Annotated in this window: 22 protein-coding genes and 1 pseudogene; 15 read left to right on the top strand and 8 right to left on the bottom strand. The window is 71.3% G+C overall.

Going from position 1 to position 25,182, the window contains the following annotated elements; translation table 11 throughout:
• Positions 1–56: 56 nt before the first annotated feature.
• The 3 genes from IE195_RS11505 (at position 57) to IE195_RS11495 (ending at position 3,469) form a co-directional block, all read left to right on the top strand.
• On the top strand, positions 57–1,241 hold the full coding sequence (locus IE195_RS11505; protein ID WP_191270387.1) for an alcohol dehydrogenase catalytic domain-containing protein: 1,185 nt from the start codon (positions 57–59) through the stop codon (positions 1,239–1,241).
• 48 nt (positions 1,242–1,289) lie between these two features.
• Positions 1,290–3,098, top strand: coding sequence for a thiamine pyrophosphate-requiring protein (locus IE195_RS11500; RefSeq protein WP_191270385.1), 1,809 nt, complete (start codon positions 1,290–1,292; stop codon positions 3,096–3,098).
• A gap of 65 nt (positions 3,099–3,163) precedes the next feature.
• Positions 3,164–3,469, top strand: a complete 306-nt coding sequence (locus IE195_RS11495) for a hypothetical protein (protein WP_191270383.1) — start codon at positions 3,164–3,166, stop codon at positions 3,467–3,469.
• Positions 3,470–3,569: 100 nt separating this feature from the next.
• On the opposite strand, the gene IE195_RS11490 is transcribed toward IE195_RS11495, so the two are convergent.
• Positions 3,570–3,959 (bottom strand): DUF2267 domain-containing protein, encoded by a 390-nt coding sequence (locus tag IE195_RS11490; RefSeq protein WP_191270381.1) that lies wholly within the window; start codon positions 3,957–3,959, stop codon positions 3,570–3,572.
• 547 nt (positions 3,960–4,506) lie between these two features.
• Between IE195_RS11490 and ctaD the strand changes: the two genes are divergently transcribed.
• The 3 genes from ctaD to IE195_RS11475 all read left to right on the top strand — a co-directional run bounded on the left by ctaD (position 4,507) and on the right by IE195_RS11475 (position 7,670).
• Positions 4,507–6,174, top strand: a complete 1,668-nt coding sequence (gene ctaD / locus IE195_RS11485) for an aa3-type cytochrome oxidase subunit I (protein ID WP_191270379.1) — start codon at positions 4,507–4,509, stop codon at positions 6,172–6,174.
• A gap of 55 nt (positions 6,175–6,229) precedes the next feature.
• Positions 6,230–6,586, top strand: a complete 357-nt coding sequence (locus tag IE195_RS11480) for a hypothetical protein (RefSeq protein WP_229826167.1) — start codon at positions 6,230–6,232, stop codon at positions 6,584–6,586.
• Between the two features lie 226 nt (positions 6,587–6,812).
• A complete protein-coding gene (locus tag IE195_RS11475; RefSeq protein ID WP_191270375.1) occupies positions 6,813–7,670 on the top strand; it encodes a Rieske (2Fe-2S) protein in 858 nt (285 codons plus the stop codon).
• Between the two features lie 55 nt (positions 7,671–7,725).
• On the opposite strand, the gene IE195_RS11470 is transcribed toward IE195_RS11475, so the two are convergent.
• Positions 7,726–8,619: a sigma-70 family RNA polymerase sigma factor gene (locus IE195_RS11470; protein WP_373295656.1), complete on the bottom strand. Its 894-nt coding sequence runs from the start codon at positions 8,617–8,619 to the stop codon at positions 7,726–7,728.
• Positions 8,620–8,923: 304 nt separating this feature from the next.
• Positions 8,924–10,164 (bottom strand): annotated as a pseudogene (locus IE195_RS11465) (SDR family NAD(P)-dependent oxidoreductase).
• A gap of 212 nt (positions 10,165–10,376) precedes the next feature.
• Here IE195_RS11465 and IE195_RS11460 point away from each other — a divergent pair.
• The 3 genes from IE195_RS11460 to IE195_RS11450 all read left to right on the top strand — a co-directional run bounded on the left by IE195_RS11460 (position 10,377) and on the right by IE195_RS11450 (position 14,245).
• Positions 10,377–11,690 (top strand): ATP-grasp domain-containing protein, encoded by a 1,314-nt coding sequence (locus tag IE195_RS11460; RefSeq protein WP_191270371.1) that lies wholly within the window; start codon positions 10,377–10,379, stop codon positions 11,688–11,690.
• A gap of 11 nt (positions 11,691–11,701) precedes the next feature.
• The gene (locus tag IE195_RS11455; protein ID WP_191270369.1) at positions 11,702–13,726 is read left to right on the top strand and encodes a CocE/NonD family hydrolase; all 2,025 of its coding nucleotides are present in this window, start codon (positions 11,702–11,704) and stop codon (positions 13,724–13,726) included.
• 114 nt (positions 13,727–13,840) lie between these two features.
• Positions 13,841–14,245 (top strand): four-helix bundle copper-binding protein, encoded by a 405-nt coding sequence (locus IE195_RS11450; RefSeq protein ID WP_191270367.1) that lies wholly within the window; start codon positions 13,841–13,843, stop codon positions 14,243–14,245.
• 40 nt (positions 14,246–14,285) lie between these two features.
• Here IE195_RS11450 and IE195_RS11445 read toward each other — a convergent pair whose 3' ends face one another.
• Both IE195_RS11445 and purB read right to left on the bottom strand, forming a co-directional pair.
• Entirely contained in the window at positions 14,286–14,549 is a 264-nt protein-coding gene (locus IE195_RS11445) for a hypothetical protein (RefSeq protein WP_191270365.1), read from the bottom strand.
• Positions 14,550–14,763: 214 nt separating this feature from the next.
• Complete coding sequence (gene purB, locus IE195_RS11440) at positions 14,764–16,194, bottom strand: adenylosuccinate lyase (RefSeq protein WP_191270363.1); 1,431 nt, start codon at positions 16,192–16,194, stop codon at positions 14,764–14,766.
• Positions 16,195–16,347: 153 nt separating this feature from the next.
• Here purB and IE195_RS11435 point away from each other — a divergent pair, with 153 nt between their 5' ends.
• Both IE195_RS11435 and IE195_RS11430 read left to right on the top strand, forming a co-directional pair.
• Complete coding sequence (locus tag IE195_RS11435) at positions 16,348–17,733, top strand: sensor histidine kinase (RefSeq protein WP_191270361.1); 1,386 nt, start codon at positions 16,348–16,350, stop codon at positions 17,731–17,733.
• On the top strand, positions 17,700–18,389 hold the full coding sequence (locus IE195_RS11430) for a response regulator (RefSeq protein WP_191270359.1): 690 nt from the start codon (positions 17,700–17,702) through the stop codon (positions 18,387–18,389). The genes IE195_RS11435 and IE195_RS11430 overlap by 34 nt, the downstream gene beginning before the upstream one ends.
• 66 nt (positions 18,390–18,455) lie before the next feature.
• On the opposite strand, the gene IE195_RS11425 is transcribed toward IE195_RS11430, so the two are convergent.
• Positions 18,456–19,166: a nuclear transport factor 2 family protein gene (locus tag IE195_RS11425; protein WP_191270356.1), complete on the bottom strand. Its 711-nt coding sequence runs from the start codon at positions 19,164–19,166 to the stop codon at positions 18,456–18,458.
• 206 nt (positions 19,167–19,372) lie between these two features.
• Here IE195_RS11425 and IE195_RS11420 point away from each other — a divergent pair, with 206 nt between their 5' ends.
• Complete coding sequence (locus IE195_RS11420; RefSeq protein WP_191270354.1) at positions 19,373–20,356, top strand: oxygenase MpaB family protein; 984 nt, start codon at positions 19,373–19,375, stop codon at positions 20,354–20,356.
• Between the two features lie 49 nt (positions 20,357–20,405).
• Complete coding sequence (locus IE195_RS11415) at positions 20,406–20,840, top strand: CBS domain-containing protein (protein WP_191270351.1); 435 nt, start codon at positions 20,406–20,408, stop codon at positions 20,838–20,840.
• 117 nt (positions 20,841–20,957) lie between these two features.
• Here IE195_RS11415 and IE195_RS11410 read toward each other — a convergent pair whose 3' ends face one another.
• Positions 20,958–22,055 carry a pyridoxal-phosphate-dependent aminotransferase family protein gene (locus IE195_RS11410; RefSeq protein ID WP_191270349.1) on the bottom strand — a complete coding sequence of 366 codons (1,098 nt, stop codon included), beginning with the start codon at positions 22,053–22,055 and terminating at the stop codon, positions 20,958–20,960.
• 194 nt (positions 22,056–22,249) lie between these two features.
• Between IE195_RS11410 and IE195_RS11405 the strand changes: the two genes are divergently transcribed.
• Both IE195_RS11405 and IE195_RS11400 read left to right on the top strand, forming a co-directional pair.
• The gene (locus tag IE195_RS11405) at positions 22,250–22,786 is read left to right on the top strand and encodes a GNAT family N-acetyltransferase (RefSeq protein WP_191270347.1); all 537 of its coding nucleotides are present in this window, start codon (positions 22,250–22,252) and stop codon (positions 22,784–22,786) included.
• A 148-nt stretch (positions 22,787–22,934) separates the two neighbouring features.
• The gene (locus tag IE195_RS11400; protein ID WP_191270345.1) at positions 22,935–24,428 is read left to right on the top strand and encodes an aminopeptidase P family protein; all 1,494 of its coding nucleotides are present in this window, start codon (positions 22,935–22,937) and stop codon (positions 24,426–24,428) included.
• Positions 24,429–24,554: 126 nt separating this feature from the next.
• Here the strand turns inward: IE195_RS11400 and IE195_RS11395 are convergent, their stop codons facing one another.
• Positions 24,555–24,980 (bottom strand): GNAT family N-acetyltransferase, encoded by a 426-nt coding sequence (locus tag IE195_RS11395; protein ID WP_191270343.1) that lies wholly within the window; start codon positions 24,978–24,980, stop codon positions 24,555–24,557.
• Positions 24,981–25,182 lie beyond the last annotated feature (202 nt).

The following is a 25,182-nucleotide window of genomic DNA, read 5'->3' as shown; positions in this document are numbered from 1 at the left end:
CCTGGGGGGATCCGGGCGGGCCCCTCCGTCGAGCGGCTATGTGACCAGGGGGAACCATGCGCGCCGTGCTGTGGAACGGTACACGAGACGTTCGGACCGAGACCGTCCCCGACCCCGGCATCGAACAGCCCGGTGACGCCCTCATCCGAGTGACCAGTTCCGGCCTGTGCGGTTCCGACCTGCACCTGTACGAGGTCCTCGGGCCGTTCATGACCCCCGGCGACGTCCTCGGGCACGAACCGCTCGGCGTGGTCGAGGAGGTGGGCTCGGACGTCGTCTCGCTGACCCCCGGCCAGCGGGTGGCCGTCCCCTTCCAGATCTCCTGCGGCCACTGTCCGATGTGTGAGACGGGGCTCCAGACCCAGTGTGACAACACCCGGGTCGAGGAACAGGGGATGGGCGCGAGCATCTACGGTTACAGCTCGCTCTACGGTTCGGTGCCGGGCGCCCAAGCCGAGTACCTACGGGTGCCGCGCGCCGAGAACAACGCCGTCCCTGTCCCCGACCAGGGTCCCGACGACCGTTACCTTTTCCTGTCCGACGTGCTGCCGACGGCCTGGCAGGCCGTGAGGTACGCGGACGTCCCCCTCGGGGGTTCCGTGGCCGTCCTGGGCCTGGGGCCGATCGGGGAGATGTGCTGCCGGGTGGCCCGACACCTGGGGGCGGGGCGCGTGTTCGGCGCGGACCCGGTGCGTGAACGGCGCATCCGCGCCGCCGCCCGGGGAACCGAGGTGTTCGACCCCGCCGAGGACACCGACGAGTTCGTCCGGGAGGTCCGCGACCGTACCGGTGGACGGGGACCGGACGCCGTGATCGACGCTGTGGGCATGGAGGCCCAGGGGCACGGATCGGCCTGGCTCGCCCAGCGCGCGGCCGCCCTGATGCCCAGGGGAGCGGCGGCCAAGCTCATGGAGACCACGGGGGTGGACCGCCTGGCCGCGTTCCGGACCGCGATCGACCTGGTGCGCCGCGGCGGAACCGTCTCCCTGATCGGTGTCTACGGCGGTATGGCCGATCCGCTGCCCATGCTCACACTCTTCGACAAACAGATCCAGCTGAGGATGGGGCAGGCCAACGTCCGCCACTGGGTGCCCGAGATCCTCCCGCTACTGGACGAGGAGGACGTCCTGGGAGTGGAGGACTTCGCCACCGACCACCTGTCCCTGGAGGACGCGCCCGACGCCTACCGGCGCTTCCAGCACAAGGAGGACGGGACCTTCAAGGTGGTCTTCACACCCTGAACCGACCGGTGTGCGGGACGGAGCGTACGGCCGCGGAGAGGAGCGGACATGGTGCAGAACGTCGCAGACCACCTGTTGCGTCGGCTGTCGCAGTGGGGGGTCACCGAGATCTTCGGTTATCCGGGGGACAGCGTCAACGGGCTGGTCGCGCAGATGGCCGAGGTCGATGACGGGCCGCGGTTCGTGCAGAGCCGCCACGAGGAGATGTCCGCGTTCGAGGCGGTGGGATACGCCAAGTTCGGCGGCGGTCTGGGGGTGTGCATGGCCACCGGCGGGCCGGGGGCGGTCCACCTGCTCAACGGCCTGTACGACGCCAAACTCGACCACGTGCCGGTCCTGGCGCTGGTCGGCCAGGCCAGCCGTAGCGCGATGGGCGGCGCCTACCAGCAGGAGATCGACCTGCACAGCCTGTTCAAGGACGTGTCCTCGGCCTTCCTGGAGACGGTCAACGTCCCCGAACAACTGCCCAACGTCCTGGACCGGGCCGTGCGCACCGCCCTGTCCGAACGGGCCCCGACCACGGTGATCATCCCCGCCGACGTCCAGGAACTCGACTACTCACCGCCTCAGCACGCCTTCAAGCACGTGCCGTCCAGCGCACCCGACCGCGTGGTCGGCGGCGGCACGGTGCTGCCGCCCGAGTCCGAACTGGACCGCGCCGCCGAGGTGATCGACGCGGGCGAACGGGTGGCCGTCCTGGTCGGCCAGGGCGCCCGGGGCGCGGCCGAGGAGGTACTGGAGCTGGCCGACGCGACCGGTGCCGGAATCGCCAAGGCGCTCCTGGGCAAGGACGTGCTGCCCGACGCCCTGCCCCAGGTCACCGGGTCCATCGGCCTGCTGGGGACCAAGCCCTCCTGGGAGCTGATGCGCGACTGCGACACCCTGCTCATCGTGGGCTCCAACCTGCCCTACTCCCAGTTCCTGCCGCCCTTCGGCAGACGGGCCGTGGAGATCGACATCGACCCCCGGTACATCGGCATGCGCTATCCCACCGAGGTCAACCTGGTGGGTGACGCCGCGAGTACGCTGCACGCGCTCAGCGAACGGCTGAACCCGTCGGCCGAGCGGAGCAAGGGACGCCGGGAGTGGCGGGCCACGGTCGAGGCGAACGTACGGCGCTGGTGGTCGGTCCTGGACGCCCAGGCCGAGGTGGGCGCCGACCCGGTCAACCCGATGCTGGTGATCCGCGAGCTCTCCCCGCGCCTGCCCGATGACGCCGTGGTCACCGCCGACTCCGGTTCGGTCACCAACTGGTACGCGCGCTTCCTGCGCCTGGGGGAGGGGAACAGGGCCTCCCTCTCGGGCACCCTGGCCACCATGGGGTGTGCGGTCCCCTACGCGGTCGGGGCCAAGTTCGCGGTTCCGGACCGGCCTGCGGTCGCCCTCGTCGGAGACGGGGCGATGCAGATGAACGGGCTGATGGAGATGCTCACGGCACGCCGTTACCAGGACCTGTGGCAGGACCCGCGCCTGGTGGTGTGCGTCCTGCACAACAACGACCTCAACCAGGTCACCTGGGAGTTGCGCGCCATGACGGGATCGCCCAAGACGCCTTACTCCCAGGACCTGCCGGACATGTCCTACGCCGGCTTCGCCGAGGCGATCGGGCTCACCGGCATCCGGGTGGACCGCCCGCAGGACGTGGGGCCGGCCTGGGACCGGGCCCTGGCGGCGCAGGGCCCCGTGGTGCTGGACGTGCGCTGTGACGGTGACGTTCCGCCGATCCCGCCGCAGGCCGAACGGGAGCAGGTCACCGACACGCTCAGGGCGCTTCTGTCGGACGACCCCGACCGGGTGGGGGTGGCGGCTCGCGGGCTGGCCACCAAGATCCAGGAGTTCCTGCCGCACCGCCGGTAGCCGCGGTCCGCCCTTCCTCCGGGGCGGTCGGTGTGCTCCCGTGCGCCACCGGGCATGCCTGGGGTGTGTCCGAGCCCGAGACCACGCCCGACGGCCGTTACCTCCTGATTCGGGGGCGGCGGTGGCGCGCCAGTGACCCCTTGCTGCCGGACCGGGTGCGTGAACGCCTGGTCCGGCATCTGATGTCTGCCCGACGTGCCGTCGCGGCGGCACGGCGGGCGGGGGACCCCGAGTCCGAGCGCGGAGCGAGGCAGCGGGTCGGGTGGGCCAAACAGGGCCTGGGTGAGAGAGGTGTGCCCTGGTGGGAGATGTCCGGCGACGAGCGGCGCCGCCGTTGGGAGGAGGCCCTGCACCGGCTCGACGACCGGTGACGGCTGCCCGGACGGGGCCGTGGGGGCGTCGTTGCCGGATACCGTCGGCTGGCGCGGCCCGGGAAGCCCCCTCCCCGGGCCGCACCGGGGCCGGGCGGGTTCAGGACAGTTCGGCCTTGCCGAACATCACGGCGTAGCCGGACGGCAGGTGGCTCAGGAGCTGGTTCAGCTCGCCTCCGGAGACCGCCTCGGCCACGGTCGTCAGGACCGCCCCCGTGTCCTGTTCCGCGGTCAGCGCGCGTCCGCCGAGCAGCTCCGCCACGCGGCTGTGGAACTCCTCCACCCCGAAGGACTCGGCCTCCGGCTGTTCCGCCTCCCGGACCCCCTCCCGCAGCGGTTCCGGCAGCTGCGCGGCCAGCTTCTCCGCGGTCGGGCCCGGCAGCCGGGTCGCCAGGACGGAGAGGACCGCCGTCGTCACCTGTTCGGCCTCCTGCTGGTCGCGGTACTCCCCGAGCTCGCGCACCTCGGCCAGGAACTCGTCGTAGCGCATCGCACACCCCGCCTCTCGTCGAAGTTCGAGCTCCTCGTTCGGTACCGGTCACCCTGCCCGGCGACGGAAGATCCGAATCACCGGATCGGGTGGGACCGGCCGGGACGGGATCGGGGGCCGGTGTTCGTGCCCGGGTGGGATCGAGGCCCCCTCGTTCGGCGGGCGGGCTCCGGGCCCCCGCGGGGCCGAAAATGGTGACGTGTGAATATTCTGATGGTTTCTGCGGAAAATCTGCTGCTGCGTAAGAACGGGAGAACTGTGTTTCGAGGGGGGCGCCCGCCCGGGCCGATTCGCTTCCCGGGTGAAAGCTTTCGGGCTTGCTAGATTGGCTGACCGGGTGGGAGGATCTGCCACGGTTCCCCGTCGAGCACGCATGCCCTGTCGTTTCGGGGGCGGCGTCGAAACCAGAATCATCGTAACGGTCGTTTTCGCGCGGGTCGCCCGGATGGTGAAGGGTAGGGGAGTATCCTTCGCTCGTTCGTGTTTCGCTTCACCCTGAAGGATTCCATTTCGGGCTTTCCTGTGCATGATCCTGATAAGGAACTGTATGTCGGTTGAGACGAGTGTGCGGACCTCGGAACCGGAGGAGGTGAAGGGCAAGGGTTCGATCATTGTGAGTTGGTTGTCCTCGACCGACCACAAGGTCATCGGGTACATGTACCTGATCACCTCCTTCGCCTTCTTCCTCCTGGGCGGCGTGCTGGCGCTCATGATGCGCCTGGAGCTGTTCTCGCCGGGCACGCAGATCATGGACAACGAGCAGTTCAACCAGATGTTCACGATGCACGGCACGATCATGCTGTTGCTGTTCGCGACCCCGCTGTTCGTCGGGTTCTCGAACGTGATCATGCCGCTGCAGATCGGCGCCCCGGACGTGGCCTTCCCCCGGATGAACCTGTTCAGCTACTACCTGTTCCTGTTCGGCGGCCTCATCGCCGTCGGCGGGTTCCTGACCCCGGGCGGCGCGGCCAGCTTCGGCTGGTTCGCCTACACGCCGCTGTCCGACGCGGTCCGCTCTCCGGGCCTGGGCGGCGACCTGTGGATCCTGGGCCTGCTCGTGTCCGGTCTGGGTACGATTCTGGGCGCGGTCAACTTCATCACCACCGGCCTGTGCATGCGCGCGCCCGGTATGACGATGTTCCGGATGCCGATCTTCGTCTGGAACACCCTGCTCACCAGTGTCCTGGTGCTCATCGCGTTCCCGGTGCTGACCGCGGCCCTGATCGCCCTGGGCGCCGATCGTATGGTGGGTACCCAGGTCTTCAACGCCGAACACGGCGGCGCCATCCTCTGGCAGCACCTGTTCTGGTTCTTCGGGCACCCGGAGGTCTACATCATCGCGCTGCCGTTCTTCGGTATCGTCACCGAGATCCTCCCGGTGTTCAGCCGTAAACCGATCTTCGGCTACAAGAGCCTGGTGGCGGCCACCATCGCCATCACCGGTCTGTCGGTGACCGTGTGGGCCCACCACATGTTCCCGACCGGCGCCGTGCTGCTGCCGTTCTTCTCGTTCATGTCCTTTCTCATCGCGGTTCCGACCGGTGTGAAGTTCTTCAACTGGGTCGGGACGATGTGGCGCGGCCAGCTCACCTTCGAGACGCCGATGCTCTTCAGTATCGGTTTTCTGGCGACTTTTCTCTTCGGTGGTCTGACCGGTGTGCTGCTGGCCTCCCCGCCCATCGACTTCCACGTCACCGACTCCTACTTCGTGGTGGCGCACTTCCACTACGTGGTCTTCGGCACCGTGGTCTTCGCGATGTTCGCGGGCTTCTACTTCTGGTGGCCCAAGTTCACCGGCAGGATGCTCAACGAGAAGCTGGGCAAGTTCCAGTTCTGGCTGCTGTTCCTGGGCTTCCACGGCACCTTCCTGGTGCAGCACTGGCTGGGCGCCATGGGCTTCCCGCGCCGTTACGCGGACTACCTGCCCGGTGACGGGTTCACCGAGCTGAACCAGATCTCCTCGGTGTCCTCGTTCGTGCTCGCGGCCTCCACGCTCATCTTCTTCTGGAACATCGTCATCACGGCGAAGAGGGCGCCGCTGGTCACCGTGGACGACCCGTGGGGGCACGGCTGCTCCCTGGAGTGGGCGACCTCCTGCCCGCCGCCGCGGCACAACTTCACGTCGCTGCCGCGGATCCGGTCCGAGCGTCCGGCCTTCGACCTCAACCACCCGTACGCGGGGACCCCGTTCCGGACCGATCCGGAACGCAACTGAGCGGGCCGGGAACGAGACGTTGCGCAGCCGAGGAAGAGGAGGCCCCGCTGTGGGTGTGAGTGACCACCGGCCGGGCCCGGTCCCCCGGAACGGCCGGGCCGCCGGGGTCTTCTCCCTCCTGCTGTCCGCGGCCGGTCTGATGATGATGTGGACCTGGACCGGAGGGACCGTGTTCGCCATCGTCGCCGGGGCGCTGGCCGCGGCCGTCGTACCGCTCTGCCTGGGCAGCCGCCACCAGGCCGCGTTCGAGGTGATCGGCGGGCCCATGGACGGCGCCCGCCTGCCTCCGGACACCGTGGGCAGGGACACGGAGGTTCTGGTCCTGCCCACCCCCGACGGTGGCGGCGCCCGTTACGCGGTGACGGGTTTGCGTAGCCTCGTCTACCGGGGGCAGGCCGGAACCGCGGACTGAGGCCGCAGGCCCGGTCGGGTGGGACCGGCACGGGAGCGGTGAGCGCGGCGCAGGCGTGGAGGGGCCGACGATGGCGGAGAGGGAGCGGTGCCTGGGGCCGCTGGAGCCCCACCGTGGACGAACACCCCGTCCACCGTGCCGAGCACCGGGAAAATACCGGTCAAGGCTCGCGCGGGGCGCGTATCCGGGGGAGTACCGCCCGCCGCCCGGGGGTAGCCGGGGCCGTATGAGACTCGGTGAACGAATCCGCGAGATCGAACGCGACGACCGCCTCGACCCGGCGGTCTCCCGTATGAGCCGGCTCGCCGAACGCCTGCCCGCCGGCGCGGTGCGCGACGTACTGCACGGCGTCCAGCTCGGGCACCCGCTCCACCCGATCATGATCCATCTGCCCCTGGGGGCGTGGACCGCCGCGGTCCTGCTGGACCTGCTGCCCGGGGACCACCGACGCGGCGCCCGCGCGCTGGTCAACGTCGGCCTGCTCACCGTCCCGCCCGCCGTACTCAGCGGGTTGGCGGACTGGTCGCGACAGCACGAGCGCCAGCAGCGCGTGGGCGTGGTGCACGCCGCCGCCAACGGACTGGGGACGCTGTTGTTCGGCGCCTCCTCCCTCGTGCGTGGGCGCGGACGACAGGGTTGGGGCGGGGCTCTGGCCCTGGCCGGCCTCGGCGCCGTCGGCCTCGGCGGTGCGCTGGGCGGGCACCTCGCCTACTACCGGGCGGCCGGTGCCAACAGCGCCGACCACCTCCTGGACCTGCTGCCCGAGGGCTGGCACGACCTGGGGCCGCTGGAGCGGTACCCCGAGGAAGGCCCGGTCGGGGACGAGGTGGAGGGCGTCCCGGTCGTGGTGGCCCGCACGCAGGGCTCGGTGTACGCGCTCCTGGGCACGTGCCCCCACATGGGAGCGCCGCTGGCGGAGGGCGAGCTGACCGACGGCTGTCTGCGCTGCCCCTGGCACGGGAGCGAGTTCCGGCTCGACGGGGGCACGGTCGTGCACGGTCCCGCGACCGCTGCGCCGCAGGCCCTGGAGACGTCGGTCGTGGAAGGTCGGCTGTGGGTCCGGCTCCCCGTGTCCGCGAGGTAGTCCGAAGGGACTGTCGGTGGAGCGGGCGGGTGCACGGTCGTCCGCCCGCTCCACCTCAGGTCGGGCTGGTCCTGGGCCGGGGCACCGGTGTCGGCCGACGGGCTGCCCCGTGGGGGGAGCCTGGAGGCTCGTCGTCGGTCAGTTCCCTGTGCAGCTGTTCCAGTGAGGCCGCGAGCAGTCGGGAGACGTGCATCTGGGAGCAGCCCAACTCCTCGGCGATCCGCTCCTGCTTCCACTCGTCGAAGAAGCGCCGCTTCAGGATGAGCCTCTCCCGGGCGGGAAGGCTCCTCAGGACCGACCGCGCGGTCTCCCGTTCGACGACCAGGTCCAGATTGGGGTCCTCCGCCCCCAGGAACCGTTCCCAGGGGGAGGACGAGCCCTCCCCGCGGGGTTCTGGCGCGTCCAGGGACAGGGTGTCGTAGGCCTCGGACACCAGCAGGACCTCCTCCACCTCCTTGACGCTGATCCCCATCTCCCGGGCGATCTCGGCGTGGGAGGGGGTACGGGCCAGGCGCTGTTCCAGCTCCCGCCTGACCTGCCTCATCTGGGGGCGGCGCGACTGGGGGGTGCGTGGTGTGTGGACCGCCCACGTGTGGTCCCGGAAGTGGCGTTTGATCTCTCCCGTGACGGTGGGCAGGAGGTAGGAGATGAAGGCCTTGCCGCGGTCGGGTTCGTAGCCGCGGATCGCCTTGGCCAGCCCCAGGTAGGCCGTCTGCCGCAGGTCCTCGCTGTCCTCGCCGCGGCCCCCGTAACGACGGGCGATGCGGTTCAGCAGCGGCTGGTAGTGCGACATGATCCGTTCGCGTAGTCGCACGGCCAGGGGATCGTCCCAGTTCAGGCCCTGCAGGGCCGAGAGCAGCTCCTCCGCGGAGGCCTCCTGGCCCGGTTCCCCTCCGGGGGCGGGAGCTACGGGCGCCTGCTCCGGGCCCGTCGCAGCGGCGGTCGTCATGGGTGCGTGCATGTGTGCCTCCTCGTCCTCGGTGTACGGGACTCCGTACGGAAGCGGAATGGTGTCCGCTTTCGGACGGCTCTCCGCGTGGCCCCTGGTGTGGGGGACGCGGCCCACGGAGAACACATCAGAGGCAGAGGTGCCCTTGACGGCGCGGAGGGAAAACACCGATGTGCGGTCTTGGCCGACTCTTGCTGCCGGGTTGGGCCCACAGGGCCGTCCCGAGACCGTTTCGTGGTCTTTTCCACCGGGACGGGCGGGGCCGGACGCCCGAGGTCTGCTTCGTCCGGGGTGCGGAGTCCGGTCAGGAACTCCTCGGCGTAGGAGCCGAAGAACCCGTTCTGGCCGTCCCCGACCTGGACGGGCTCGCCCTCCCCGCCTCCGGCGCGGAAGTCCGTGCTCGCGCACTGCGCGCCTGACGGGTGCGCGACACCTGGTTGAGGCGGTCGAAGGCCCGCTCGTTCAGGGCCGCGACGACGCCGACCGCGCGTCCCATCCGGCTCCGGGCCGCCTCCGAGCCCGAACGCTCCCCGGGGGCGGACGGCGTGTCCGGCAGCAGCCGACCGACCAGACGCGAGGTCCCCTGGACGAGCCCGGGGGCGACACCGTGGACGGCCAGACCGAGCCGGGCGGCCGGAGTCAGGACGAGGAAGCCCCGGTGGCGCACGACCGCGTCGACGATGCGGCGGGCGGCGCGTTCGGCGCTCACGCTGAGCAGCGGCAGCCCGGCCAGCAGGGCGAACCACGCGTACTCGCGTTCGGGGTCGCCGTCGAACACCGCACCGCGGTGCGAACCGGTGCGCATCAGACCGGGCACCACCGTGGTGACGCGCACCTCCGTACCGGCGCTCTCGGCCGCCATGCCCTCGGACAGGGCCGCCTCCGCGTGTTTGGCCACCGAGTACGGCATCAGGTGCGGCACCGACAGGTAGGCGCCGATGGAGGTGATGTTGACGATGGCGCCGCCCCGCCCGCGCATCCGCTCCACGGCGGCGCGGGACAGGTGGAACGGCCCCCGGAACACGGTGTCCACGGCCTGGGCGAAATGCTCCTCGGCCGGGCCTGCTGCGGACCCACCCGCATGATCCCGGCGTTGTTGACGAGCACGTCCAGGCGGCCGTACCGTTCGTCGACCTCCGCCAGGAGGGCCGTGGTCCGCTCCGGGTCGGTGACGTCGCAGGCCACCCCGTGGGCACGCACGCCCCTCCCGGTGAGATCGGCGACCGCCCGGTCCAGGTGCTCCCGGCCGCGGGCACAGATCACCACCGTGGCGCCCCTGGCCCCGAACTCGCGGGCCAGCTGGAGCCCCAGCCCGCGTGAACCACCGGTGACCAGGACGACCTTCCCGTTCATGCGCGGGGTTTTCCCGCGCGCGGACAGGGCCGCCGCCCCTGCGCCGAGGGCGGCCCCCGCCGCGCCCCAGGCGAGGAGCCCGGCGCCCCTCCGGTCGGCGGACGCCGCTCCGGGCCGGGTGGAACCGCGACGGTGCCGTTTCCACGCCCAGCGGGCCCCGGCCAGGGCCGGGAACGTCTTCGGGCCGAGCATCGAAGCCCCCGTTCGGTCGGATGCGCGGGGCGGGGGATGTGCGAGTACGGCTACCCGGTGTTCCCGGCGGGAAAACCGAGGTCGGAGCTGTTCGCCGACCTCGGCCGAAGCTGCGCAGACGGTACGTATGAGACAGGAGTGCGCTGGGTAGGCGCGTGAGTAGATCCCCCGTCCCTGTCACCCACACTCCTGTGCGAAGGACGGTGTAGGACATGAGGAACGTTTTCGTCATGGGCCTGGACGAGCGCAACCTCGACCTGCTGGAGAGGACCCCGACCGGTCGGGACTGCAGGTTCCACCGGTTGCTGAGCGTCGAGGAACTCCAGAGAGGCGAGATCGACATCGAGGAGACCCTCGCCTCGGCCAGAGCCGTGCTCGACGGCTTCGAGGGCACGGTCGACGCCGTCATCGGGTTCCGTGACTTCCCCGTCACCCTGCTCGTGCCGATCCTGTGCGCCGAACGCGGGCTGCCCGCGCCGGACCTGGAAGCGGTGGTCAGGTGCGAGCACAAGTACTGGAGCAGGCTCCTCCAGCAACAGGTCACCGACGCCCACCCGGCCTTCTCCCTGGTCGACCTGGACTCGCCCGACCCCCGGCAGGACCTCGAACCGGGCCTCGACTACCCCCTGTGGCTCAAACCCATCAAGTCGACCTCCTCCGAGCTGGCCTACCGGGTGGGCGACGACCGGGACTTCGATGACGCGGTCGAGCGCCTGCGTCGTGGTGTCGACCGGATCGGGCGGCCCTTCGAGAGCATCCTGGAACGGGTGGACCTGCCGGAAGGGGTCGCCGAGGCGGGCCGGCGCCACTGTCTGGCCGAGGGCGCGCTGCACGGGTTGCAGACCGCGGCCGAGGGATACGTGTACCAGGGCGACGTCACCGTGTACGCCATCCTGGACTCGGTCGACTTCCCGGGGAACCCGTCCTTCCTGCGCCACCAGTACCCCTCCGGACTGCCCGAGGGGGTCCAACGGCGCATCACCGACATCTCCGAACAGGTCATCGAACAGCACGGGCTGGACCACGCGACGTTCAGCGTCGAGTTCTTCTACGACCCGCTCGAGGACGAACTCGCCATCGTGGAGATCAACCCCCGGCACTCGCAGAGCCACACGCCCCTCTTCGAGCTGGTGGACGGGGTGGCCAACCACGAGCGTGTGCTCCGCCTGGCGCTGGGGGAGGAACCGGCCCTCCCCGAAACGGCCGCGGGGGAGTTCGCGGTGGCGGCGGAGTGGTTCCAGCGCCGGTTCCGGGACGGCGTGGTCACCCGGGTGCCCACGCCGGAGGAGGTGGCGGCCCTGGAGAGGTCGCTGCCGGGGGTGCGCGTCCAGATCGTTCCGCGGGAGGGGCAGCGGCTCTCCGAGATGCTCGCCCAGGACAGCTACAGCTACGAACTGGCCAAGATCGTCATCGGCGGCGCGGACGAACTCGAGATGCAGGCCAAGTACGAACGCTGTGTGAAGGGCCTCCGGTTCGAGGTCGAGGAGGACCGGAGACGGTCCGAGGACGAGACCGCACGGAGCTGAGGAGGGCCCGCATGCATCTGGTGGACGAACTGCCGTTCGAGATCCGTTCCGAGGAGCACTTCTGGGTGCCGATGTCGGACGGTGTGCGCCTGGCGGGCAGGCTGTGGCGGCCCCGTTCCGCGGACCGCCTCCCGGTCCCCGCCGTCCTGGAGTACATCCCCTACCGCAGACGGGACCTGACGGCGGTACGCGACTCCATGCACCACCCCTACATCGCGGGGCACGGCTACGCCTGCGTGCGCGTCGACCTGCGGGGCACGGGTGACTCCGAGGGCGTGCTCACCGACGAGTACCTGGAACGCGAGCAGCAGGACGCCGAGGAGGTCCTGGCCTGGCTGGCGGAACAACCCTGGTGCGACGGCAACACGGCGATGATGGGCCTGTCCTGGGGCGGGTTCTCCGCCCTGCAGGTGGCCGCACGCCGACCCGCGAGCCTGCGCACCATCGCCATCACCTCCTTCACCGACGACCGTTACGCCGACGACTTCCACTACATGGGCGGCTGTCTGCTCTCGGACAACCTGGCCGAGGCCGGAACGACGTTCGCCTACAGCACCTGCCCGCCGGACCCCGAGACCGTCGGCGCGGACTGGCGGAGCATGTGGCTGGACCGGCTGGAGGCCAACCGCCCCTGGATCATCGAGTGGCTCCGGCACCAGCGCAGGGACGACTACTGGCGACACGCCTCCGTCAGCGAGGACTACGCCCGGGTCCGGTGCCCGGTCCTGGCCTCCAGCGGTTGGGCGGACGGTTACTCCAACGCCGTGCTCAGGCTGATGGAACACCTCGACAGCCCGGTCAAGGGCCTGGTGGGCCCCTGGTCCCACCGGTACCCGCACATGGGCGACCCCGGCCCGGCGATCGGCTACCTCCAGGAAGTGGTCCGCTGGCTCGACCGCTGGACCAAGGGGGAGGACAACGGGGTCGAGAAGGAGACCGGGCTCTGGGTCTGGATGCAGGAGAGCGTCCCGCCCTCCACCTCCTACCGGAAGCGCCCCGGACGCTGGGTGCACGAGCCCCGGTGGCCCTCCGACCGCGTCGAGGACCTCTCCCTGCCGCTGTCCGAGAACCGGCTCCTCTCCCCGGGGGAGAAGGGGACCACCGCGGCGAAGAGCATCCGCTCGCCCCTGTCCGTGGGGCAGTTCGCGGGCAAGTGGGCCTCCTACAGCGCCCCGCCGGACCTGCCCTACGACCAGCGGGAGGAGGACGGGGGCTCCCTGGTCTTCGACACCGACCCCCTGCGGGAACGGATGGAGATCCTGGGAACCACGCGGGTGGTCCTCGAACTCTCCGTCGCGGAACCGGTCGCGATGGTCGCCGCCCGGCTGTGCGACGTGGCCCCCGACGGCAGCGCCACACGGGTGACCTACGGTCTGCTCAACCTGACCCACCGGGACGGACACGAGGCCCCCCGCACGCTGGTGCCGGGTGAGCCCTACCGGGTGGAGGTCACCATGAACGGTGTCGCGCAGGCCTTCCCGCCCGGGCACCGGGTGCGACTGTCACTGTCCACCTCCTACTGGCCGCTGGCCTGGCCTCCGCCGCGGCCCGCGCTGATGTCGGTCCATCCCGGGGCGAGCGCCCTCGTCCTGCCGGTGCGTCCGGCACCCGAGGAGGAGCACTCCGAGTGGGAGGGCTTCGATGAGCCGGAGGCGGCCCCCGCGATCGAGACCACCCGCAGACGCACGGGCGAACACAGTTGGTCGGTCCACCGGAACCTGGCGGACAACCGTTTCTCCCTGGAGATCGTCAAGGACGGAGGCATCCTGCACCTCGACGACATCGACCTCGACGTGACCCGCAAGGCCCACGAGGTCTACGACGCCGTGGGAGGCGACTTCACCTCGGTGCGCGGCCGCTCGGCGTGGACGATGTGCTTCTCCAGGGGGGAGTGGCACACCAGGACCGAGACGCACACGACGCTCGAGTGCAGCGAGGACGAGTTCCGGGTCCACGCCACACTCGACGCCTACGAGTCCGGGGAGAGGATCTTCTCCCGGCAGTGGACGGAGACCGTGCCCCGTGACCACGTGTGAACCGTACGAGCCGGTCACGACCACGTGCCCGCACCGCGGGCGGACCACCGAGGGCCGGGAGCCCGTGCGCACCGGTCAGCGGCACAGGACGACACCAGACAGGAGGCACCGGCCATGAGTGTGATCGGACAGATGCTGTACGCCCACCCCGACGACCCGGAGGGGGTGGGGGAGAAGGTGCGCGCAGCGGTGGAGGCGTGCGGGCTCTGCGCCCAGGTCTGCGTGGTGTGCGCGGACGCCTGCATGCGGGAGGAGACGGCGGCCGAACTGATCTCCTGCGCCCGCTCCGACCTGGACTGCGCCGACCTCTGCGCGGCCACCCAGGGGGTCCTCGTACGCCGGACCGCCGAGGAGGACGGTTTCGTCACCTCGGTCCTGGAGGCGTGCGTCCAGGCCTGCGAGAGGTGTGCCGCGGAGTGCGAGGAGCACGCGGAACACCACGAGCACTGCCGGGTCTGCGCCCAGGCGTGCCGTGACTGCGCGCGGGCGTGCCGGGACCTGGTGCTGGCCCTCGTGTGAGGAGGGCGGATCGCGCCCGGGCGCCCGGGCGCGGTCTCCGTCAGCCGGAGGAGGAGCCGTTGGCGGCCGGGTCGCCGGTCGGCGCGCTGGCCACCAGTTCGCGGGTTCGGCCGGGCTGTTCGGCGCTGGCCTCCCCGCGGTCCGCCGATCCCCGGGGCTCGGCGGACGGGTCGGCAGTCGCGGCTCGGTCCTCACGGCGGCGCATGGCCATGTCGGACAGGACGGCCAGGCCGAAGGCGATGACCATCGCGGCGACGACCGCCAGCGCGGTCAGTGCGGTGCCGAACGAGGTCGGGTCGATCATGGGGGGCTCCGAGGGTCGTGGGACGCTCCGACGCCTCCAACCGTAATAGGCGTTAACTTTCAAACCCAGTGTTAGCTCGGGTGAACTGCGTCATACCCGAGGGCGGTCCAGGAACGGTGTTCCCGGGGGGAGGGACCGCACACGACGGAGGGCCCCGGCCCCGCCGAACCGCTCTCGGCGGCATCGGGGGACCGGGGCCCTGTCGGTCGAGGGCCTACAGGATCGAGCCCGGCGCGTAGGCAGCGGCCTCGGAACGGGCGGCGGTGATCCCCTCGATCCGGGACACCACGGCCGCCACCTGGTCGGCAGCGGCGCCGGTGAAGGTGATCCGGTCGGCCAGCAGGGCGTCCAGGGCGGCGCGGTCCAACGGGAAGCGCTCGTCGGCGGCGAGCCGGTCGAGCAGCTGGTTGCCCGCGCCCTCCTGGCGCATGGCCAGGGCGGAGGCCACCGCGTGCTCCTTGATGAGCTCGTGCGCGGTCTCCCGGCCCACGCCGGCGCGCACCGCGGCCATCAGCATCTTGGTGGTGGCCAGGAACGGCAGATAGCGGTCCAGCTCCGCGGAGACCACCGCGGGGAAGGCACCGAACTCGTCCAGCACCGTCAGCATGGTCTCGACCAGACCGTCGAAGGCGAAGAACGCGTCCGGCAGCGCCACCCGGCGCACCACCGAGCACGAGACGTCGCCCTCGTTCCACTGGTCGCCCGCCAGCTCGCCGGTCATCGACGCGTAGCCGCGCAGGATCACGGTCAGACCGTTGACCCGCTCGCACGAACGCGTGTTCATCTTGTGCGGCATCGCCGACGAACCCACCTGGCCCTCGGCGAAGCCCTCGGTGACCAGCTCGTGCCCGGCCATCAGGCGGATCGTTTTGGCCAGGGAGGACGGACCGGCGGCCAACTGCACCAGTGCCGTCAGCACCTCGAAGTCCAGCGAACGCGGGTACACCTGGCCCACACTGGTGAACCGGTGCTCGAAGCCCAGGTGGGCGGCGACCTCGCTCTCCAGGGCGTCCAGCGCCGCGCGGTCGCCGCCGAGCAGGTCCAGCATGTCCTGGGCGGTACCGACCGGGCCCTTGACCCCGCGCAGCGGGTACCGGGCGATCAGCTCCTCCAGGCGGCCGTGGGCCACCAGCACCTCGTCGGCGATCGACGCGAACCGCTTGCCCAGGGTCGTGGCCTGCGCGGCCACGTTGTGCGAGCGGCCCGCCATGACGGTCTCGCCGTACTCGGCGGACAGCCGCCCGAGCCGGGCCAGCAGCGCCACCACGCGGTCGCGCACCAGCAACAGGCTGTCGCGGACCTGGAGCTGCTCGACGTTCTCGGTCAGGTCACGCGAGGTCATGCCCTTGTGGACGTGCTCGTGCCCGGCGAGGGCGTTGAACTCCTCGATCCGCGCCTTCACGTCGTGCCGGGTGATGCGCTCGCGTTCGGCGATGGAGGCCAGGTCGACCTGTTCGAGGACCTTCTCGTAGTCCTCCACCACACCGGCCGGAACGTCCACGCCCAGACGCGCCTGGGCACGCAGCACGGCCAGCCACAGCCGCCGTTCGGCGACCACCTTGTACTCGGGGGACCACAGCCGGGTCAGCTCCGCGGACGCGTAGCGGGCAGCCAGGACATCGGGGATCAGAGGTTTCGCGCTCACGTCGTCCGACCCTATCGCCCTGAACTGGGGCGGGCGCGCCCCGGCCCCGCCCGGACGGGGGCCGGCCACGGCGGCACGGTAGGGACACCCCTACCGTGAAGTGACGGGCCCGGCGGATGTCCCGGCCCGGGGACGGCGCCCTAGCGTTGTGGCATGACCAAGCTGAACAGCCGGAGAGGCGGCCCGGGGACCCTGCTCCAGGCACTGGTGAGCCCGAGGTACCTGCTCACCGCCTGGCCGTGGCGGGCCCTGGCCTACACCCTGACCACCCTGTTCGTCGGCGGTCTCCTGCTCCTGGTCGCCCTGCCCGTCTACACGCCCTGGGCGGTGTTCGTCGCGACGCTGGGGGAGCAGGACTCCACCGGCCCGCTGGCGTTCTGGTTCACGTTCGGCGCGCTCATGACGTTCTGCTTCGCCCCGCTGATCGCCATCCCCCTGGGCGCCCTGGAGCGCCGCCGCCTGTACCTGGTGATGCCCGACGAGAACGGCAGCGGGCACCGGCCCCCTCCGGCAGGCCTGTGGGGCTGGACCCGCACCCGCTACTCCGAGGCCGCCACCTGGCGCGAGGTCGCCTACGCGACGGTGCTGTTCCCCGTCTTCGGTCTCGCCTTCCTCGTGACGGCAACCCTGACGAGCGCCACGGCCCTCCTGGCGATCAGCCCCCTCCTGCTGATCAACGAGCCCGCGATCTCCATCTCCATGGGCTGGATCACCCTCACCACCCCCGCCGAGGCCCTTCCCTACACCCTGCTCTCCCCGCTCCTGGCGGCACTGCTCCTCTACGCCTGCGGACTGATGTCCTACGGCCACGGGGTCATCGCCCGGGCCCTCCTGGTCGGCCCGCCCAAGGAGGAACTGCGGGCCGAACTCGACCAGGTCACCGAGTCCCGGGCCCGGCTGGTCAACGCCTTCGAGTACGAACGCAGAAGGATCGAACGCGACCTGCACGACGGCGCCCAGCAGCGGCTCGTGGCGCTCAGCATGGACCTGGGCATGGCCCGCGTCGACCTGGACGAGGACTCGCCTGCCGACCGCAGGGTGGCCGCCGCCCAGGCCAAGGCGGACGAGCTCATCGACGAGATCCGCGAACTGGTGCGCGGCATCCACCCGCGCGTACTCACCGACCGCGGACTCCACGACGCCCTCCAGGAACTGGCCGACCACTGCCCCGTCCCCGTCACCGTGGAAACCGCGATCCCGCACCGCCTGCCCGTGCACGTGGAGGGCACCGCCTACTTCGTGGTCGCCGAGGCGCTGACCAACGTCTACAAGCACGCCGACGCCGACTCCGTCACCGTGCGCGCCCATCTCGCCCCCGCCGACCCCAGGGCGGAGGGCGCCAGCGCGATCCTGTCGGTCGAGGTCACCGACGACGGCAGGGGCGGAGCGGACGCCGTGCGCGGCAGCGGGCTGACCGGGCTCGGGGACCGGGTCGCCGTCATGGGCGGCACAATGGGGCTGACGAGCCCCGAGGGCGGGCCGACCCGAATCCGAGTGGAGCTGCCGTGCGGACCGATTCCCCGGAACCCGATGCCGTGACCCCCGTACCGACCGTTCTCGCCGAGGACGGGGTGCTGCTGCGCGAGGGGCTGGTGGGAGTACTGGAACGGTTCGGGTTCCCCGTGGTCGCCGCGGTCGAGGACGGCGACGCCCTGGTGGAGGCGGTCACCGAACACCGTCCCGGACTGGTCGTCACCGACATCCGGATGCCCCCGGACTTCACCGACGAGGGGCTGCGCGCGGCCGTGCGGCTGCGCAAGGAGAACCCCGGGCTGGCGGTGGTGGCGCTCAGCCAGTACGTGGAGCTGAGCTACGCCACCGACCTGCTCGACTCCGGCGACGGCAAGGGCGTGGGCTACCTGCTCAAGCAGCGGGTGGGCGACGTCCGTGAGTTCGCCTCGGTGCTGCGCCGGGTCGTGGAGGGCGCCACCTTCGTCGACCCCGAGGTCGTCCGACAGCTGCTGCGCCGCAGTTCCGACCCGCTCGAACGGCTGACCGCGCGGGAACGCCAGGTGCTCGAACTCATGGCCGAGGGGCACTCCAACGGGGCCATCGCCCGCAGGCTGGTGGTCAGCGACGCGGCGGTGGGCAAGCACGTGGGCAACATCCTGGCCAAACTCGACCTCGCCCCCGACGACGACGTGCACCGCCGGGTCCAGGCGGTCCTCGCCTACCTGCGCACCCAGAGCGGCTGACCGCCCGGCGGTTCCACCTCCGCGGCCGCGGCTGCGCGCACGGTGCGGAACCGTCGGGCGACCGTGTCATTCGCACATGCGCCAGTCGATGAAGACGGCGGTCTCCTCGCCCACGACCCACCCGTCGTGTCCGGGCGGAAGGTCGATGACCTCGCCCGCGCCGAACTCCGCCTCCGTGCCGTCGGCCATGCGACAGCCCATGGTCCCGGAGGCCAGGTAGCCGCTGTGGTGCATCATGCACAGGTCCGTGCCCTGGTTGGGCTTGACGTGCTCGCTCCAGCGCCATCCGGGCTGGAGCACCATGCGCACGACGTCGCGGCCACCGATGTGCGCGAACTCGATGCGGCCCATCGGGGACTCGTCGACCCGCGCGGGTTCGGAGAAGTCCTCCGAGACCGGCGCGGCCGAGGGCTCCTCGTCCCACGCCTGGACGGTGGACTGGTGGACGATGCGGCCGTCCGCGAGGTCCAGCATGGCCATGCTCAGGACCTTGTTGCCGTCCGGGTAGACGCACCGTTCGGTGTAGGCCGCGTGGTCGCCCTCGATGACGCACTGGAGGACCTCGTGTGTCATCTCCCTGGAGTGGATCTGGCGCATGAGGTCGCCGATGGCGCTCCTGCCGCGCACGACGGTGGGCTGACTGGGCGGGGTGCGCCGGTCGATCATCTCGAACTCGGCGTCCTCGGCGAACAGCTGGACCAGGGAGCCGGTGTCACCCTCCTCTACGGCCACCCTGAACATGTCGGGATCGAAGTGTGTGCTGCTGGGGGAGGACATGGGCCTTCTCCTTCCGAACGGTCGCCCCTGCCGGTCCCAGGGGCCCACTACCCAGCGTCCTCCTCCGTCCGGGTGCGGTTCGCTCAAGTTCCGGTCAGGAATCGGTTGGCCCGGGGGTGCCGGGGCCCGGCGCCGGGCCGGACGTATCTTGGACAGTGCCCCCGCCAGACGGTGCGAGCCCCCGCGCAACCCCTGAGGAGAGCAGGATGCAGCCGACGGTCGCCGCCCCCGAGAGCGTTACCTGGAGAGTGCACCTGGACCGGTCGATGTGGGTCGCGGGGGTGCGCGCGCTGATGCTCCAGGCGCTTCACCCCGTGGCCATGCAGGGCGTGTGGCAGCTGTCGGACTTCCGTTCCGACCCCACCGGCCGCCTGATGCGCACCGCCCACTTCGTGGCGGTCACCACCTACGGCAGCCTGACCGAGGCTGAGACCCTCGGCGAGCACATCCGCCGGGTTCACCGCTCCCTGGGTTTCACCGACCCCGCCACCGGACGGCCGCACCGGGTCGACCAGCACGACCTGCTCGTGTGGGTGCACTGCGCCGAGGTCACGTCCTACCTGGAGACCACCCGCCGGGCCGGGCTCGAACTCGGTGCCGCGGACCTGGACCGCTACCTCGACGAACAGTCGCGTACCGCCGCCTACGTCGGCCTGGCCCCCGACGACGTGCCCCGCAACGTCGCCGACATGCGTCGCTACCTGGCCAAGGTCCGGCCGAACCTGCGCGTCACCCCCGAGGCCCGCCAGGCGGTGCGTTTCCTGCTGTGGCCCAAGGTCCCCGAACGGCTCTCCTGGCTGGCCCCGCTCAAACCGCTCTGGTTCCCGGTGGGCGCCCTGTCCTACGCGACCCTGCCAGCCTGGGCGCGCCGGGCCTACGGGACGCTCCCGGAGCTGCCCGGTGCGGACGCTGCGGCCACCGCGGGCCTGCGGGCGCTGCGTTCGGGGCTGAACCGGGTGCCCGAGCGCTACTACAACCTCATCTTCGACGAGGCCACGGTACGCAGCGCCGAAGAGGCCAAACAGCGGTTGCTGGCGGCCGGGTACGAGATGGAGAACGGCTTCCGGGCCCTGCGCTCCCGCACCCGTTTCAGGGCGCCCGCGTCCGCGGTCGCCGCTGCTCCCGAATCCGTCCCGGGATCCTCCCCCTCACCTGTGGACGAAGGGTGTCGTCCCAGCCCGGCTGGGTAACGTGAAGAGAGAAATGTCCGATATGTCCATTTCGGCAAAGGGGAGAGCGATGACCACCGCAATGGAGATCATGCATTCGGAAGCCACGTGCGTCAGCGAGACGGACACCCTCCTGGACGTGGCCAGGGTCATGCAGGACCTCGGCATCGGAGCCGTGCCGATCTGCGGAAGCGACGACAGGCTCAAGGGCATCATCACCGACCGCGACATCGTGCTGAAGTGCGTCGCCCGGGAGAAGGACCCGGCCACCTGCACCGCCGCCGAGCTCGCGCAGGGCAAACCCTTCTACGCGGAGGCGGACGACGAGATCGGCCGGGTCCTGGAGATGATGGCCAGCCACCACGTCCAGCGTGTGCCCGTGGTCCGCGACCGCCGTCTGGTCGGGATGATCAGCGAGGCGGACATCGCGCAGAACCTGCCCGACTCGATGGTGGGGCACTTCCTGGAGTCGATCAAGCAGGGCCAGACCGACCGGGTCACCTGAGCCCGGCCACACCCGTGACCCGGGCGGGCCGGGCCCCGCGACGGCCCGCCCGGGCCCGGGCTCCCCGTGCTTCGGTGCCCGCACCGGCCCCGCCCGTACACGGCGGCGGGGACCGGGTCAGCGGCCCAGGACGCGGCGCAGCGCGCTCAGGACCAGTTCCGCCCGGTCCAGGCGGGCGTTGTGGCCCATCAGGCCGATCCGCCAGACCGAGGCCGCGTAGGGTCCGACCCCGGCGCCGATCTCCAGGCCGTAGTCGCGCAGCAGCCGCTCACGCACCTTGCCCGAGTCCACACCCTCCGGCACGCGCACCGACGTCAGCTGCGACAGGCGGTGCCCCTCCTCGGCGAACAGCTCCAGCCCCATCTCCTGGAGCCCCTCGCGCAGCCGGGCCCCGGCCGCCTCGTGCCGTGCCGCGACGGCCTCCGCGCCCTCCTCCTCGATGCGGGCCAGCGCCGCGTCCAGGGAGGCGACCATCGAGGTCGGGGCGGTGTGGTGGTAGGCGCGTCCGCCCGGGCCGCCGCGCACGTAGGCGCCCAGCAGACCGAGGTCGACGTACCACACGGGCGGGGCCTGCACCCGGCGCTCCCAGGCGCGTTCGGAGAAGGTGAAGGGAGCCAGGCCCGGAGCCACGCCCAGGCACTTCTGGGTGCCGGAGTAGGCGATGTCCACCCGCCACTCGTCCAGGGCCATGGGCATACCGCCCAGGGAGGTGACGCAGTCGGCGATCAGCAGGGTGTCCTCGGAGCGCTCGCGCAGGGCACGGCCCAGGGCGCCGATGTCGCTGACCGCACCGGTGGAGGTCTCCGCGTGCACGGCCGCCACCAGACCGGGGGCGGGGTGGGCGTCCAGGACGCGCTGGACGTCCACGGGCCGGCCCCACTCGTGGTCCACCCGGACCACCTCGGCGCCGTAGCGCCCGGCCACCTCGCACATCCGCTCGCCGAACAGCCCGTTGACCGCGACGACCACCGTGTCGCCGCGCCGCACGGTGTTGGCGAAGGCGGTCTCCATGCCCAGGGACCCGGTCCCAGACAGCGGCAGGGTGAGCGGGTTCTCGGTGCCCCACAGGGAACGGAGGCGCCCGCAGGTGCGTTCCAGCAGGGTGATGAACTCGGGGTCCAGGTGACCCAGCAGGGGAGCGGCCAGGCCCAGAGTCGCCTCCGGGTACGGATTGCTCGGTCCCGGTCCCAGCAGAATGCGTTCGGTGACTGACATGGTCGAACACTAGCCGGGGCTCCGCGCCGGAGGCGAAACCGGGGTGTCGTGTGCGCGGGACGCCCGGGGGCGGAACCGGTCCGACCGCGTCCGTGGCGGGCCGTGCCGGGCCGTAGTATTCCGGCGGACGGGAGACACCCCGGACGCCCCGGGCCGCGGACCCGGGCGGGGTGCGTACGAGGGGAGGGACGCCGATGACCGAGACGAACACCGAAGCGGCCGCCGGGGCGGACACCGGCGGCGTGAGGATCCTGCGGGTGGAGCACGACGACCCCAGGGTGGACGGGCTGCTCGCCGGGCTCCTGGAGGAGTACACCGAGCGCTACGGGGCCGAGGGTGCCGCGAACGAGCTCAGCCGCTACCCGGTCACCGAGTTCGTGGCCCCGCACGGCTGCCTGGTCCTGGCCGAACTCGACGGCGGGATCGTCGCCGGCGGAGCCCTGCGCCCCTACCGCAGGGACCGGGCGAGCGAGGCGGACACCGTCGAGTTCAAGCGGATCTGGACCTGCTCCCGGCACCGGCGCCGGGGCCTGGGGCGCCTGATCATGGCCGCTCTGGAGGACGCCGCGCGAGATCTCGGCTACACCCGCGTCATGCTCTTCACCGGCCCCTCGCAGCCCGAGGCCGTGGCCCTGTACGAGCGGCTGGGCTACCGGTGGGTGGACCCGGCCGCCATCGACGACCTGCCCTATCCGAAGGCGATCCCCTTCGCGCACGAGCTTCTGCCCTGACCGCGCCGGTCCCGCCCGCGTTATGGGCAGCGCTATGTCCCGCGGGCGGACAGGGGTGCGAACGCCCCCGTACGATGAGGAGACACCGGCCGCCACCAGCGGTCACCGGTTCTTCACACCCTTCCGACGAACTCTGGAGAGTCACGACGTGAGCGAGCAGCAGCGCCCCGAGGCCGAGACGAACGCCCCCGTGTTCAGTCCACGTAAGAACGGCCAGGCGCAGTCGGTCTCCGACGAGCTCGCCGCGTGGATGACCACCGGCTGGGCCGACACCGAGCTGCGCGACCTGGAGCCCGTGGAGCAGGCCGGGCACACCGCCCGCCGCCGCGCCGCGCTCAGCGCGGCCTTCCCCGGCGACCGCCTCGTGATCCCCTCCGGTCAGCTCCTGACCCGGTCCAACGACACCGAGTACCCCTTCCGGGCCGCCACCGACTACGCCTACCTCACCGGGGACACCACCGACGGCAACTGCCTGGTGCTCACCCCCCGGGCCGACGGCGGCCACGACGCGGTCCTCTACCTCAAGCCGCGCTCCGACCGCGACAACGGCGAGTTCTGGCTCGGCGGCTACGGCGAACTGTGGACCGGTCGCCGCAACAGCCTCGGTGAGGCCTCCGACCTGCTGGGCCTGCCCACCGCCGACGTGCGCACCCTGCCCGGGGCCCTGCGCGGCGACGCCTCGGTCACCACCCGCATCGTGCGCGGCCACGACGCCGAACTCGACGCCCTGGTCGACGGGCTGCGCGCCGACACCGACGAGGGTGCCCGCACCAAGTCCGCCCAGCTGGACGAGGACCTGGGGGTGACCCTGGCCGACCACCGCCTGGTCAAGGACGAGTGGGAGATCGCGCAGCTCCAGTTGGCCGTCGACGCCACCGTGCGCGGCTTCGGCGACGTGGCCAGGGCGCTGCCGCAGGCCAAGGACACCTCCGAGCGCTACGTGGAGGGCACCTTCTTCCTGCGTGCCCGGGTGGAGGGCAACGACGTCGGCTACGGCACCATCGCCGCCTCCGGCCCCAACGCCACCACCCTGCACTGGACCCGCAACGACGGCCCGGTCCGCGAAGGCGACCTGCTCCTGCTGGACGCCGGTGTGGAGACCACCACCCTCTACACCGCCGACGTCACCCGCACCATGCCGGTCTCGGGCACCTTCACCGATCTGCAGCGCAAGGTCTACGACCTGGTGTACGAGGCCCAGGAGGCCGGGATCGCCGCCGTGGCGCCGGGGCAGCCCTTCACCGCCTTCCACCAGGCCTCCCAGCGAGTCCTCGCCGAGGGCCTGGTCGAGTGGGGCCTGCTGGAGGGGCCGGTCGACCGCGTCCTGGAGCTGGGTCTGCAGCGCCGCTACACCCTGCACGGCACCGGCCACATGCTCGGCCTGGACGTGCACGACTGCGCGGTCTCCCGCCAGGAGGTCCACCTGTACGGCGACCTGAAGCCGGGCATGGTGCTCACCGTCGAACCTGGCCTGTACTTCCAGCCGGACGACCTCACCGTCCCCGAGGAGCTGCGCGGCATCGGTGTGCGCATCGAGGACGACGTCCTGGTCACCGAGGAGGGCCGCACCGTCATGTCGGCCGGCCTGCCGCGTTCCTCGGCCGAGGTCGAGGCCTGGCTCGCCGACCGGCTTCCGCGCTGACCGGCACGGCCGGGACGTGTGATCGCGAGCGGGACGCCCTCCCCGGGCGGGGAGGGCGTCCCGCCGTGTCAGTCCGGGGTCGTCCGGGCCGCTCCGCGCCCGGGCCGGCGGAACGGGTCTCCGGGGTCAGTCGAACCTGACGAACGATCGCAGCGGCGGCGTGTGGTCGTGGACCTCGGCGAACCCCAGGTCCTCGTAGAACGCCCGCTGCCGGTCCTCGTCGTCGGTGAGCAGCACCCGCTGCCGGACCCCGGGGTAGCCTGCGAGGAGCTCCGCCAGGAGGAGCCGTCCCACGCCCCGGCGCTGTTCGTCGGGGTGCACCAGCACGTCCTGGAGGTAGACGACGGTGGTGCCGTCGGAGACCGAGCGGGCCAGACCCACCAGCCGCCCGCCCCGGCGGGCGGCCACCACCCGGTGGGAACCGGCGAGGGCGCGGACGAGCACCTCGGGTGATTCCGTGTACGCCGTCCAGCCCACCGCCGAGTAGAGGGCCAGCGCCTCCGCACGGTCCGGTTCGTCCGCCGTGCACACCGCGACCCGGAGCTCCGACACGTCCCACCTCCGATTCGGTCGCCCGCTGGTCCGTTGCCCGCCGTTCGTGGGAGTGTGTCATGCCCGTCCCGTGCGGATATCCACCAGGACGGCCGTGCCGGCATCGGTGCTGTTCGCCGGGTGTCCTTCCGGATACGGGGGCGGCCCGTTCCGGTACCCGCTACGGTTTTTCGTGTCGGGCACTACGCAGGGAAGAACCGGG

It is taken from the genome of Nocardiopsis terrae (assembly GCF_014651695.1).
Classification (GTDB): Bacteria; Actinomycetota; Actinomycetes; order Streptosporangiales; family Streptosporangiaceae; genus Nocardiopsis; species Nocardiopsis terrae.
This window is presented reverse-complemented; position numbering and strand designations above follow the sequence as displayed.